The 12,853-nt window shown below is 53.6% G+C and carries 15 protein-coding genes; 7 read left to right on the top strand and 8 right to left on the bottom strand.

The features are described 5' to 3' along the window. Positions 1-86: 86 nt before the first annotated feature. The 7 genes from KYK29_RS15680 to KYK29_RS15650 all read right to left on the bottom strand — a co-directional run bounded on the left by KYK29_RS15680 (position 87) and on the right by KYK29_RS15650 (position 6,180). On the bottom strand, positions 87-272 hold the full coding sequence (locus KYK29_RS15680; protein ID WP_254691845.1) for a helix-turn-helix transcriptional regulator: 186 nt from the start codon (positions 270-272) through the stop codon (positions 87-89). Positions 273-537: 265 nt separating this feature from the next. After that, complete coding sequence (locus tag KYK29_RS15675; protein WP_254691844.1) at positions 538-1,743, bottom strand: tyrosine-type recombinase/integrase; 1,206 nt, start codon at positions 1,741-1,743, stop codon at positions 538-540. Positions 1,744-1,825: 82 nt separating this feature from the next. Continuing rightward, entirely contained in the window at positions 1,826-3,403 is a 1,578-nt protein-coding gene (locus tag KYK29_RS15670; protein ID WP_254691843.1) for a recombinase family protein, read from the bottom strand. Further along, a complete protein-coding gene (locus tag KYK29_RS15665; protein WP_254691842.1) occupies positions 3,400-3,744 on the bottom strand; it encodes a hypothetical protein in 345 nt (114 codons plus the stop codon). Before KYK29_RS15665 ends, KYK29_RS15670 begins: the two co-directional genes overlap by 4 nt. A gap of 148 nt (positions 3,745-3,892) precedes the next feature. After that, positions 3,893-4,210, bottom strand: a complete 318-nt coding sequence (locus KYK29_RS15660) for a hypothetical protein (protein ID WP_254691841.1) — start codon at positions 4,208-4,210, stop codon at positions 3,893-3,895. Between the two features lie 326 nt (positions 4,211-4,536). Then, the gene (locus KYK29_RS15655) at positions 4,537-5,058 is read right to left on the bottom strand and encodes a helix-turn-helix transcriptional regulator (RefSeq protein WP_254691840.1); all 522 of its coding nucleotides are present in this window, start codon (positions 5,056-5,058) and stop codon (positions 4,537-4,539) included. Between the two features lie 525 nt (positions 5,059-5,583). Continuing rightward, positions 5,584-6,180, bottom strand: coding sequence for a recombinase family protein (locus tag KYK29_RS15650; protein ID WP_254691839.1), 597 nt, complete (start codon positions 6,178-6,180; stop codon positions 5,584-5,586). A 211-nt stretch (positions 6,181-6,391) separates the two neighbouring features. Here KYK29_RS15650 and KYK29_RS15645 point away from each other — a divergent pair, with 211 nt between their 5' ends. The 7 genes from KYK29_RS15645 (at position 6,392) to KYK29_RS15615 (ending at position 10,435) form a co-directional block, all read left to right on the top strand. After that, complete coding sequence (locus KYK29_RS15645) at positions 6,392-6,730, top strand: hypothetical protein (RefSeq protein WP_254691838.1); 339 nt, start codon at positions 6,392-6,394, stop codon at positions 6,728-6,730. Further along, positions 6,727-7,479 (top strand): hypothetical protein, encoded by a 753-nt coding sequence (locus tag KYK29_RS15640; protein ID WP_254691837.1) that lies wholly within the window; start codon positions 6,727-6,729, stop codon positions 7,477-7,479. The genes KYK29_RS15645 and KYK29_RS15640 overlap by 4 nt, the downstream gene beginning before the upstream one ends. 87 nt (positions 7,480-7,566) lie before the next feature. Then, positions 7,567-8,121, top strand: a complete 555-nt coding sequence (locus tag KYK29_RS15635; protein WP_254691836.1) for a hypothetical protein — start codon at positions 7,567-7,569, stop codon at positions 8,119-8,121. A gap of 70 nt (positions 8,122-8,191) precedes the next feature. After that, the gene (locus tag KYK29_RS15630) at positions 8,192-8,467 is read left to right on the top strand and encodes a hypothetical protein (RefSeq protein WP_254691835.1); all 276 of its coding nucleotides are present in this window, start codon (positions 8,192-8,194) and stop codon (positions 8,465-8,467) included. 259 nt (positions 8,468-8,726) lie between these two features. After that, the gene (locus tag KYK29_RS15625; protein ID WP_254691834.1) at positions 8,727-9,074 is read left to right on the top strand and encodes a type II toxin-antitoxin system RelE/ParE family toxin; all 348 of its coding nucleotides are present in this window, start codon (positions 8,727-8,729) and stop codon (positions 9,072-9,074) included. Next, entirely contained in the window at positions 9,071-9,394 is a 324-nt protein-coding gene (locus KYK29_RS15620) for a helix-turn-helix domain-containing protein (RefSeq protein ID WP_254691833.1), read from the top strand. Before KYK29_RS15625 ends, KYK29_RS15620 begins: the two co-directional genes overlap by 4 nt. A 111-nt stretch (positions 9,395-9,505) precedes the next feature. After that, positions 9,506-10,435, top strand: coding sequence for an HNH endonuclease (locus KYK29_RS15615; protein WP_254691832.1), 930 nt, complete (start codon positions 9,506-9,508; stop codon positions 10,433-10,435). Between the two features lie 6 nt (positions 10,436-10,441). On the opposite strand, the gene KYK29_RS15610 is transcribed toward KYK29_RS15615, so the two are convergent. Continuing rightward, on the bottom strand, positions 10,442-12,850 hold the full coding sequence (locus tag KYK29_RS15610) for a nucleoside triphosphate pyrophosphohydrolase (protein ID WP_254691831.1): 2,409 nt from the start codon (positions 12,848-12,850) through the stop codon (positions 10,442-10,444). Positions 12,851-12,853: the final 3 nt, after the last annotated feature.

The following is a 12,853-nucleotide window of genomic DNA, read 5'->3' as shown; positions in this document are numbered from 1 at the left end:
GGATTGCGCCACGGGACGGGCGGCCCTATTCTCTTTCCGTCGCTGAGAGAATATCCGGCCCCGTCCTGCAATGGCGGGGTCGTTTCTTAGGCGGCGACACGGGCACGCTCGGTCAGCCATTTCGTGATGGTGCTTTCCGGCCAAGCGACCAGGCGCTTTCCCAGCGTGACAGGACGCGGGAAACTTCCTTCATTCATCATTGCGTAGATGGTGCTGCGGCTCAGGCCTGTGGTCTCGATGACGGCCGGCAGTCTCAGGTGCTTCTCAGGCATGTCTTGGCTCCCTCGGGTGCGCGTTGAACATGCAGAGAGCTTGCCGGAACATTCAGGGAACTGGAAGGGCTGAGAGGTGCTTGGAGACTGGCCTATCGCATTGATCAGGCTCAATTATCGGCAACGAATGCGGACTAGATGATACTGGCCGTAACTGGACAGTAATGGACGATACAGAGCGGCATGAAATCGGAAGGTGATTGTGCCCTAATTTTCCATCAAATAGCCTGTGGATAACTTCCCGGCGGGACTTGGAAAGGCGCCATCAGCCCATCCTTAACACGTTGTCGGCTCGCTTCTCGCCAAGGAAGGCCGCCCAGGCATCCATCATCTTTCGCCGCTTCTCGAACACGTCAGAGCGAGCATAGGCGCGTTCCACCGTGTCGCCTGTCAGGTGGGCAAGCGCGGCCTCTGCCACCTCTCGGGGGAAGTTGGTTCGCTCCTGCGCCCATGTTCTGAAACTGGTTCGGAAGCCGTGAACATCGGCGTCAAAGCCCAGCTCTTTCACCAGCTTGGAGAGCGTCATGTCGGACAGTGGCTTCCCCTTCTTTGTGCCGGGAAAGACAAGGCCGGAACCATCGTCCAGCACCTTCGCCTCTGTCAGCACGGCCACAGCTCGGGGAGAGAGCGGGATGCGATGCAGCCGCTTCATCTTCATTCGCTCGGCTGGTATCTCCCATACCTTCGCCGCCAGATCGATTTCGGGCCATGCCGCAAGCCGGACCTCGCCAGAGCGTGAAGCAGTCAGCACCAGAAGCTCAAGCGCCAGCTTCGTTCCAAGCCCAGCGCCGGACGCCTTCACGGTCTCGATGCAGCCGGCCACGTCCGTATAGGCCAACGCCTTCCGATGCTCCCGCTTCATCTCGAGGCGAGGCAGCGCCAAGGCATCGGCCTTTGCCGGATTGTCTTTGCGCATCCCCTCGGCAATCGCCCATTTGAAGACAGCCGAAACGCGAAACACCAGCTTGCGGGCAACCTCGGGCGCGGTCTTTCTGGCAGTCAGGATGGCTTGCCGGATATCGGCGCTCGTCACCTCGGGAATGGACACCGTGCCGATGCGAGGGAATACATGGCTTTCGAGTGTCGATAGGAAGGCGGCACGGTCCTTCGGGTTTTTCCATGTGGGTGACAGCTCGGCATGCGCCTGCTTCGCGGCTTCCTCGAAGGTGAGGACGGCCTTGGCCTTTCGCTTCGCGGCCAGAGGGTCGCCACCGTCCCGGGCGAGACGGCGGTTCTCGATGGCGACGGCTCGGGCATCGGCAAGGGACACCAGCGACGGCGGGCCAAGCCCCAGCTCGCACCGCTTGCCGCGAATTGTGATGCGCTGGACCCAGAAGCGGGAGCCGTTCGGCTCGACGCGAAGGAACAAGCCGTGCCCATCGAAATACTTCCCCGGCTCCTGCACGGTGCGGACAAACTGCGCTGTCAGTGCTTTCTCGGGCCTTCGGTTCAACGTCATCGCCAAATCCATTCCCTCGTTTCTTCCCCCAATACACCTTGGAAGCCAGTGAACAATACCGGAACGCGCTGGACGATGAAAGATGGACCTTTCCTTATTTCACAATGGATACAGGACGATGCTGGACCTTGCCGGAAAACAGCTTGGCGCATTTCGGGTGCGCCATTCCTATTTTTTCACCGGAAATCTGCGTTAACACCTTGAATGGTAACGATAAGTCTATCGTTCTAAATCCTTCATTTCGCGCGTATTGAAGTGGCTTTGGGAAGGTCAGTTTTAGTACTGTTCGCTTCTCTTCCAAATCACCTTTCTTCCAAATATTCCAAGGGCTTGATATAAATTCAAGCGCCGTTCTAAGTGCTTTGTCGAAGCTGGCGGCGGGGCGATGTCCGTTTGCCATTCTTTCTTGCACGGCGAACTTCTCTTCTTGCAGTTTGCGAATGCGTTCCTCATAGGCCGTTATGACGGCGGGCATGTTCGTTTCGACAATGCGTTGGAGGAACTGATCCACTTCGCGGTCGATTTTGACGAGCTGCGCGCCGAGCGCCTTTGTCTGGCTTTGCGTTTGCGCGGCGCGATGGTCCCATAAATCCTTGAACATTGCCCGCGCGACCTTGAACAGGCTTTCGCTCGGTTGCACGGTCGCAAGCAGGGCCTCGAACTCGCTTTCGATCTTGTCGCGGCGGATGGACTTGCCATAATTCTCGCATCCGCGCTTCGGGCAGAGATAATATGGATATTTGCCATGCGAGCCTTTCGACCAGCAAGCGGTCAAAGGCGTTCGGCAACTGCACATGACGAATCCGCGCAGAGGAAAGTCCTCATTCACATTGCGCTTGCGCGGCGCATAGACGCCGCCATGCAGGCGTTCCTGTATCTTCTGGTACGTCTGGAAGCTGATAAGCCCTTCGTGCTCTGCGGGCCGCAGAGACACGCCCCAATCGGGCAGCTCCAGATACCCCGCGTAGAGCGGCTGATTCAGCATCTGCGTAACCCGGAAATGCCGCACGATCCCTGTGCCGTCTTTCGGGAACAAAGGGTGGTGCTGTAGAAAATGCTGAACGGCGGCTTGCGTCTCGAAACGACCGTAGGCGAAACCCTCAAGGGCTTCCTGCACGACTGATGCCACAGGCTCGTCGCGCACGAGCATCTTGCCGCGTCCGGCGCGCTTATAGCGAAATCCCGCGGGGGCCTGAAAAACCCAAAACCCGTTGAGGGCGCGCGCTTTCATCCTGCTTTTGGTTTGTTCGGCATTATGCTGGCGCTGATATTGCGACACGCTGGCGACGACGTTCTCGACCAGCAGGGAGGAAGAGGAATCGCCGAATTCCATGACGGGGCATTCCAGAATGCCCCCCATCTTCCTGATCTCTTCGCGTAAAAGCAGATAGTTTAGGAGGTCGCGGCCCAGTCTGTTGGGGTGGTCGATAATAAGGATCGTGCCCTTATGTCGGCGAATGTAATTCTTCGCTTCGATAAGACCGGGGCGGTCGGCGCGCTCACCCGTCATCATGTCCTCGAACACATGCCGGATATTGTATCGCTTGTTGAGGCCGTAATCGCGACATGTCCGCTCTTGCGAATGCAGCCCATCCCCACGCACGGAAGCCTGTTTGGGGTCGGACACCCTGCAATAGATGATCGCGTCTTTTTGTATCTCGTTGTCAATCATACGGGGCCTTCCTTTCCGATCGTCGTGGCGTCTGTCTCCGTTGTAGTGGGATGAGAAGATTGTACCTGATCCGCGCCGCTTTCGGCGCGTTCATTGAAAGTGCCGAAAATCGGCCCACAAAAATCGACGGTGCGAATATCCGCGCCGAGATCAACAAAGCCTTTCATGATAGACCAAATGGCCTCCAGCATCGCCTGTGTCTGTGCCTCGTCCATGTCCAAGTCCGCGACCAGCGGCGCGTATTTGGCGGGGTCGAGTTCAAGCGGCGGCAGGTTGGGTGCGGCGCTGCCCTCTATAACGGCGGTTAAGGTATCGGTGCCGTCTACTGTCCTGTTATTCATAATCGGCCTCCTTTTCGCCGCTCCCCATTTTGGGGAGCGAAATGAGGTAGATCGAAGTAGTCCCACGTCAAGGAATAAAATCCTAGGTTTATTGCTGGGCTACTCCAAGAAAAGAAAGCGCCGCGCTAGACTGGCGCGGCGCTAACACTCAGATATTCAGGGGACGGCCAAGCGCGAGTTTTACGTTTTCGTAGAGTTCGCCGCGTTGCCGCAACTCGAACACAAACACGTCGATAGACGCGCGGGGAAACATCAAGTGGCAACTTCCGTCCAACCGTTCCCCAGCAGGAAACAGCTTGAGGGCGTGGAGAGTCAGCACTTCATCGCGGGAGAGGTCCAAAAGTTCGACAGTCTGACTGAATGAAAGCGGCATCCTTCTTCCTTCCTTTCTTTCCTGCGTCAATTGTTTGGTCTGGCTGTTTTCGCCGCGCTCGGCGGCCATAGGGTGTCGGCGGTCGTCGGGCATTTCGCTCTCCTTCCTTGGGGACACGTTCTCCCTGCGCGCTCTGAATGCCGGAGCGACGTTGCTGAAGATCAGATGTGCGTGCTCGTTGCCAACGCCAAGGCGGTGGTTTAGGGCGGTCAAGCCACGGCCATTCCGTGATAATTGGGCATTCTTGGCGATTGCGGAAAACCGCCACAGCCTATGAATGCACTATGAATCAAATTTCATCCTGCGTCAATATTGGGCGCCCAATAAAATATTGCTGCTCCTTGGCTCGCGCTCTTATGTCGGCAGGTTGGATGGGGGTTTACGTGTGTGCTTCGTAGGCACATAACATGGTAAAATTACTATATTAGATCAAGCTTAAGCAATATCGCTTGCTCGATCCACTTGTTTCTATCGATGTCGACGCCATCGCTTTTTAACTTTTCAACGTCAAAATCAATCTTTTCAATTACAGCCTCTTCAAATCGCAATGTAATTTTCTTTTTTGTTCTATTTTTTTCGGAAAAAGCAGGTAATTCTGGGTGCGGCATGTCACCAAGCTTTCTGTATTCTTTCCGTTTTTTTCCTATATCAGACAAATAATTTTCACTGAATAATTTAAATGCTTCAAGCTTATAGTAATTTAGATTTACATTATTTGGTATATTTTTTTTCTTTGTAAGTTTCTTTATAGAAGATTTCAATAAATTCTGGATAGTATGCGTGCTTAATCCCATAGACTCCGCTACCATCTCTGGTATTAATCCATTATACGAAAGACTCATCACCTGCCTCTCTCTTTCTGTCAGCTTAATAGAATTATCGGGATCAGGCAGTATTGCCTCGTCCGTGCTGAAACGGAGTGATTTGCTTTTTGCGGTCATTTTTTTACCCTAGGCAAGTGTTGGGCGTCCATTATAGGTTATGGATTGGCACACGTCACGGAGTTTTCTTGGCATCACCCTAGGGCAGGCTATCGTTCCTTGATCGAAAAATGACCCCCAATCACCTATCCGCGAACACAATGCTCGGAGCGAGCCTGACCTGCATCCCGTCAGGATGCTATATCGCTGAAGGCAAGGTGTGCAGGGTATTACCCTGCAACCTTGGCAAGAGGGCGTTGCACGCCCCCGTTGCATCCCCCCAGCCGTGGTGCATGTCAGGCATTGAGCCTGCCATGCACCATCAACCGTTCCGCCGCTTGACCACGAGGCGGGGAGCCTTCGAGCTACCCCGCCACCCCATGACAAGAGAAGACGCCGCGCCTTCCCTTGACCTATCCGGCCAAAGCGTTCCGCCTTGGAACCGACGAAAGGCTTTCGCGCCCCTCGACCTGCGCCCGCCGTTTCGGCTGCGGCATCCGACATGGGCAAGATTGACGCTTTCCCCATGCGCCCATGGCGTAAACGTCAACGCGCTTCGGCACCCGCCCATCTTCGCAGCGAGCGTGTCAGCGTCCACGGATCGACCTTGTACTCTGCCGCGACGGCCCCGATGGTCGCCGCTTTCCCCTCAAGCTTTTGCCGCACTTCCGATAGCTGGTCGTCCGTCAGCTTCGGCGGTCGGCCCAGCCGCGTGCCGCGCTGGCGCGTCGCGGCCAGCCCTTCCTTGGTGCGGCGGGAGATATGCCGCCGCTCCAGCCGTGCCTGTGCGGTCAGGATTGTGAAGACGAACTCGCCTTCCGCCGTCGAGGTGTCAATGGCCGCATTGACAATGTGAAGGAAGACGCCGCGCTTGCTCAATATCTCTTCGGTAAGCAGCGCGTCGATAGGCGATCTGAAGGCGCGATCTACGTCCAGGACAACCATTACGTCGCCTTGCCGCAAGTCATTGATAATCCGCTCGAACACGGGCCGCTTGCGGGCGACAGCACTGCCGGATTCCAGATGCAGTTCATCGCAATGGGGCCGCAGCCCGTCGATCTGGCGGTCAGGGGACTGGTCGGCTCGCGAACAGCGCAAGTAACCGATGCGCCTGCCGTTGTATTCGTTGAGTTTTTCGATCATTTCGTTTGTGAATCAAAGTGTTAGATGGACGATTCACCCTCGATTTATATTGACATAAACGACCGTTTTTGCGGGATGCCCGTGTGCGCCATCTGCAAATCTGCTTCGCCTGCCAACATTTTGATTTTTCTTAATTCCTGCACTATTGTCTCATAGCAAAGATCGACTTTTCAAATTCCAACATAAACGGTCGTTTTCGCGGGCCACCAACATGGCGGCTTCCGCTGCATTTCTGCTGGCTCTCGGGATCGCCGCGCCTGCGAATGCCGACACCGCCATGACGGCGGGCACCCTCATGGAGAAGCTGCCCACCCGCGAGCGCTCGACTTACATCATGGGACTTGTCGAAGGGCTGGCCTATGCCCGTTTTCAGAAGGACAGCGCAAAGCTCGGCAGCAAGGATTCCGAAGGGATGAACTGCATTTACGGCTTCTTCTACGGCGACAGCATGAAGGCTCTCGACCGCATCGAAGCGGCCTTCAAGAAATACAGCGATCATTTTCCCGCCGTGGTGCTGACCGCCATCGTTAAGAAGGAGTGCGGGGAATGACGCAGCTTCTCGTCGCGGGCGGATTGGGGCAGGCGTTCAGGCACAGCGCCAATACCGCCGCGTATCTCAAGCACTTTGCCCGCCAGCAGGAAGAAGAACGCCTTCGCCGCGACCGGAAGGAAGACCTCGCCAGCGAGACCAGCGAAGTATTCGATTTCGCGCTTGCCGTTATCACCGCATCAGAAGCCGCCGAACTTCGTTTCGAGCTTGATCTATACGGCACGGGTTCAGTTGCGGCCCTCCAGCAAAATGAAATTGAATTGGCCGACGTTCAGAAGCGTTTGGACAAGATATTCGCCAAATCCTATACGCTGCCCGATGGTCGAAAAGTCTGGAAGACGGCGGACGGTAGCGAAGTCTACGACGAACGCGGCGAAAAACTCGACCTGTCTGTAATCGATCCGGCGGAAATCGCGGACGAATATCCGAAATGGGAAACCGTCAAGCCTATGCTTGATGAACGCGAGCTTCTTTTGAAAGAGCGCACCGAGATCCTCGACTATCAGGACAAGCTCGATGCAGCCCGCGACCGCCTCGACTCCGGCAATATGACCCGCAAGGAGTTCGAGGAACTGCGCGAGGAACTGAAAGCCGACATGCCGGATGCCGTTCGCGCGCAAATCCCCGGCATGGAAGCCGAACCTTCCCAAGACCACGCCGCCGCACCTGCGGAGGAACTGGATCTTTCCGACGACATGGTGCCGACCGCACCCATAGCCCGCATATCGACGCCCAACTTCGGCGGCTAATCCGCCGCTGCATCATTCACCCGCACCGCAGCGCCACCGCTGCCAGTGTTCGCAGTCGAGTCCACCAGCCACACAAAGGAGAACGACATGTGGGGCGATTCCTACAATCGGGGAAAAAACACCGGCCATAATGACGGCACCATGGGCGGGATGCTCGGAGCCGTCGATTACAACCGCAACAAACAGAGTCAGGAATCCTATCTCGAACGGCATTTGCGCGAAGAACGGGAAGCAAAGGAAAAAGCACGCAGGAAAGCGAAACAGGATGATAGCGCCAAGGTCATTTGCACGGAACTGCACCGGCAGGGGTTGATGGGCCGCGCGGATTATGCGCTCGGGGCGGAGTATGCCCGCGCGCATCTGACAGATCGCCATTATCGTGGCTATCACGCATGGGCGCTTGCCGTGGTCCGCCACATGCGCCGCTCGAAACGGGCGAGCGCCTTCTGGCGCACGCTGGCGCAGGCCCGCGCCGATCATATCGCCTATCTCCACGGCGACGCCACGCGCCGCAACCGCTTCGGCGCGGTGCTGTGCGCCGTTGGCTATCCGACCTGCTATCTCATCGGCGGCCTGATCGGCGAGCGCGATTGGCGTGCCCTCTATGAACAGCGGAACGCACTGGATTCGGAGCTGGTGTAGCCAAAAGAACTGCGGCCCGCCGATGAGTCTCATCGGCGGGCAAACCTCATGCATCGTAAAGGGAGTTTCCATGTCGGGCAGCAGCGCCACCGATGGTTTCAAGAAGTTCGGTTGGATGTTCAATCTTGTCGGTGCATGGATTGGCCTGTGCATCGCCATGCACTTCATCTACTCGCCCGACCAGCAATACAACGATATTGTGAAGCATTGCGGAAATAGCTCGGCCTTCTGCGCTTGTCAGGCGCAGGCGATAGTCGATCAGCGCAGTTTCCTCGTACAGCCGCTTTTCCTTGTCGGCCTCAAGACGTATCGGAATGTCGCGCCCATGTGCGCGCAGTACAAATAATTCCCCATGACGTCAGCACAGGATAGCGCGGCGCAGGCAACCGGCTTGCCCCGTTGGGGCATTTTTCGGCAAGCCGAAAAACCGCCTATTGCAACGCTGCACTTATGCAATTTGCCCGCTTCCACGCTGTCCGGTGCCTATCGGGACGGGGAACATCGTTCCGCCCTGCGGGCGGGTTCTCGCGGCCTGCGGCCCGCATCGAACAGGGAACAGGTCATTTTTCTTGCATTTCGTTGTCAAATTTGACATCATTTAGGTGATGAAAGACACCACGCGCCCGATTTCTTGGATCAAAGCCGCCCGCAAGTCCTTCGAGGAGTTTCCCGAGGCGGTCCAGCTGGAGGCGCTGCGGGCGTTGACGATTGCCGCCGAGGGCCAGAAATCGGACAACGCCAAACCCATGCAGGGACTTGGTTCCGGTGTCATGGAAATCGCCCTCAAGCACCGTGGGGATGCATGGCGCGTGATTTACGCCTTGCAGATCGGCACGGATGTTTGGGTGATTCACGCCTTTCAGAAGAAGTCGAAGACGGGGATCGCCACGCCCAAGCAGGAAATCGACCTCATACGGGAGCGGATCAAACGACTACAGGAGATATTACGATGAACGAAGATTTTGAAGTGGTACGCGGCAGCGGGAATGTCTTCCGCGATTTTGGCCACCCCAACGCCGACGCCGAACAGCTGAAAGCCATTCTGGCCGCGCAGATTATCCGCGTGCTGGACACCCGTGAACTCACCACGCGCCGCGCCGGAGAGTTGACGGGCATCGCCGCTGCCGATTTTTCCCGCATCCGTAAGGCCAAGCTGGAGCGCTTCACGATTGACCGCCTCATGACGATCCTCAACCGCTTCGATCAGCGCGTGGATGTGAGCGTCAGCTTTCAACCTCGCGCGGGCAATGGGACGCAGCCCGCTATGTCCTGATCAATGAAATACGTCAAAACTGCGAACGCTCTGCATGCGCATCAGCCAAGCCTTGTGTAAGGGAAACTGTTCGGAGATATTGCAAGTAGCAGCTGGACAAAGGAATTAAGTGTGCGTTGCATATTTTGCAAAAATACATCTGCCTCGTCGTTGAGCGTAGAGCATATTGTACCGCACTCATTTGGTAATCGGCACGCAATTTTACCCAAGGGCGTTGTGTGTGATTCATGTAATAACTATTTTGCGCGCAAAATTGAGCAGCCGCTTCTTAATGATAAGTCCTTTAGAAATCTTCGTGCTTGGTATCAAGTTCCAAACAAACGTGGAAAGCCACCTTCACTACATGGATTTCTAGCCGGAACGGAACTTGAAATCGGACTGCGTGTGAATAAAGAGGGATATACGCTTGAGGCGGAGCGGAAGAGAGAATCTGAAGAGATCAATAGAATTATCAGCCATCGTGAAGAAGCAGGGCATCCAATAGCTTTTCTTTTTCATAGGTCTATGACACCTCCGGCTGCTTTAATGTCGAGATTGCTCGCTAAAATGGCACTGGAACCTATCAGTCTAAGGATGCTGCACGATCCCGTGCTTCTAGAAAACCTTGTAGACGAACCTCATTGGGACCGCTTACGCCGTTGGGTTCGCGTTGGGGATAATCTTGAGCATTGGCCTTATTCCATGCGAAAGGTCTTCCCCGAGGAAACGCTTATGCGACATCCCGAAACAGATGGTTGGGTGCAAGCCGGCTATAGTTTAGATTTATTCATTACAACACGCCGAGAAACGTATTTAGCATTTATTTTCTATGGATATGAATTTGTTATCAATTCGGGGGGGCCTTCAATAAAGGGTTACGAGGAGTGGCTTGTACAGCAAAACGGAAATAGTCCACTTATTGAACGCTTGGGATTGAGAATTGAAAGCAGAGATGAAGATAAGTCTTCTCAATCTTACTTAATTGGAAGCCCAAATATAAGAGCAGGCATAGAATTTGACCTAAACCAAGGTATTGTTGGTATTGAAAAGAAAAAGATGTGATTAGGGTTATTCGAAGTCAAAAAGCTCTCGCTGAGCTTTGTTTTCTTGCGGGACTTTTTGGTCTATCTTGGTTATTTGCAGTCTACCTTGTCTCATGGCGACCCTAAAGCGCACTGGGTCATCCTCAAATGAGAATATTACACCGGGGCCGAATGCCGTTGCCATAAGGCTGCTGGAAGGAATCTCAGCCCTAGTGTCAGTGCAATCTACCCGACCCAAGTCAGTAATTCTAACATGTTCATCTCGTTCCAACAGGCTATCGCGGTGGGGAAGTGCAGTCTCTATTAACACCCGTCCGTCCTCAAAGCCTCCTCGCTTTTCAGCTTTTTGCAGGGCTAGGGTTTCTACGTCCGACCATTCAACGTTATATGCCTTCGCTAGCCCCTTCAGTACTTCCAGAATATCGGAAAGCTCGGCAGCCTGATCTTCTCTCGAAGAAGCCTTGAGAAGCTCCTCAACCTCCTCCAAAAGCTTTCCAGCCAATGCTATATTTAGGTCCGATTTGGCGATCTTGGCTTCTCTAACGGCTTCCCCGCCTGCGGCGATATTTGTCGGTATTTTATCGCGTACTAGCTTCCCAAAAATCTTTTTCTGCCTCTTCCGATAGTATTTAGGAGAGTTTGAAAGAACTACAGAGATGCCGGCTTGATTTAGTTTATAAAACACATGGCTTAGAATTGACCCTTCAAGCTGAACGGGCAATTGCTTTTCTTTCGCAATATCGACAATTTTATCCAGAAAACTTTCATCGCGGATTAAGTTCGCCTCCGGTAATAGTTGAATTGTAACTTTCTCAGGCGGAAGCTTTATGAGGTCCTCAGGTTTTGATACCGGAAAAGGCTTGAACTGAACTTCTTGCCTAGGAGCCGGATCAAATTTCTCGCGCGACCGAAACCAAGGCAAATTCCTTCCGACTTTGTAACCATCAGGAATATCGCAAAACCACATAATCTGGGCTTCATCACCCAATTTGTCGGAAATGTCTTTAGTTCTTTTGGCGATTTCCACCTTATCGGAAAGGCTGAGAACCTGATTCCTTCCGGATTTACTCTTTACGTGTCTATAGTCCCAAGTACCATCTTCAAGTTCCGTAAGGAATTTTGGTTTAAAGGTAGATTTTGTTTTTACAACTTCGTTTCTGGCAACGTTTACTTCGTACGTATCAACTGGTAAAACTTGCAGGCCGTCTGGCAAGCCCCATAAGGCATCTACAATTACCGTTGGGCTGTTTGGTTTTGCGTAAGCCCATGCAGATGCTCTGGCCGGCAGGAACGCGTGAAAGAGGAACATATAATTTTCCTCCTCAACCCCTCTGCCTTCCAGAGCAGTAATCTTTTCTCGACACCAGCTTATAGCATCCTCAACGGTTTTAGTGTCGGTACGAGGTAAGTTAAAGTGGCCGATACCCTCTTGTATGCAGTCTGTCCGCACAACCAAACGATTTCCCGTCAGCGCCACCATGTCTTGTTTTAACGAAGACATTAGCTCCTGATCTCCAAATGCCGCCTTCAACGTCTTTGGGTCGAGAGGGTATATTCTGGGGGAGGCCCTTTCTGAGTTGAAATCAAAATCGCTTAAATTCTTAAGTTTCGGCCAATGTGTCTGAGTGCCTATTTCGTACGGCTTTAAGCTCACATTCTTGTCTAGGTCGAGCTCAGGAGGGGCAATTGCCTTTATATCTTTCTTAGGGTCTAGTCCAACATCATGCTCCGGCCATTCAAAGTCAATCTGAGCGAGAAACAGTGTGCTGCGATATACCATCCATTCTAAGTGGCAACGTTGCTTGAACTGCGCAGCGAGAAAGTGAGCTACCGATCTTAGTGGTTGATGGGGAATCTGGTTGCCGCAGTGAAGCGGGCTATTTGGATCCGGAGAAGTCGTGAATTTCGAGTTTATACCCTTTGAAGGTGCCCAGTTTGGAAATTCAAGTTCATAAGACCACTGATTAATAGTCGGGCTGACTCGATGTTCATTTGACAAATGTCCTGCAAAATCTGGCTTTAAGAACTCTTGCACAACGATCCCCAGCTTCGCCTTCGCATCTGTTTGCAGGGCGTGCCGGAAAATATCGTTAATTGTTGCTTCTAACTGCGAGTAATCCCATCCCTGCTTCAAAATTACAGAACGGAATTTTCCGCGATCATATAGCGTTTCATCGATCCCGCTTGAACGGACGATGATCGACGTGAAATTCTTTTTTTTGAGCCACACTTTTAAGGATGCAATTTCGGGGCAACCAGCCACCGTTTTATTTTTAAGCCAATAATCGTAACTCTCTATGGAAAGGGCGGCGAAATCTAATCTCCACTGCGGAGGCAGCATCGCCAAGCCAGCAGCTTTTGCACCATATCTTTGACTTATTGATAGGTGGTTCTCGAAATTCTTTGGTCCGCTTGGCTTTGCGTCAACAAGCATGAG

This window comes from Shinella daejeonensis (genome assembly GCF_024281235.1).
GTDB lineage: Bacteria > Pseudomonadota > Alphaproteobacteria > Rhizobiales > Rhizobiaceae > Shinella > Shinella daejeonensis.
Note: the sequence above shows the minus strand (reverse complement) of the source record. Positions and strands in the feature narration are given on the sequence as shown.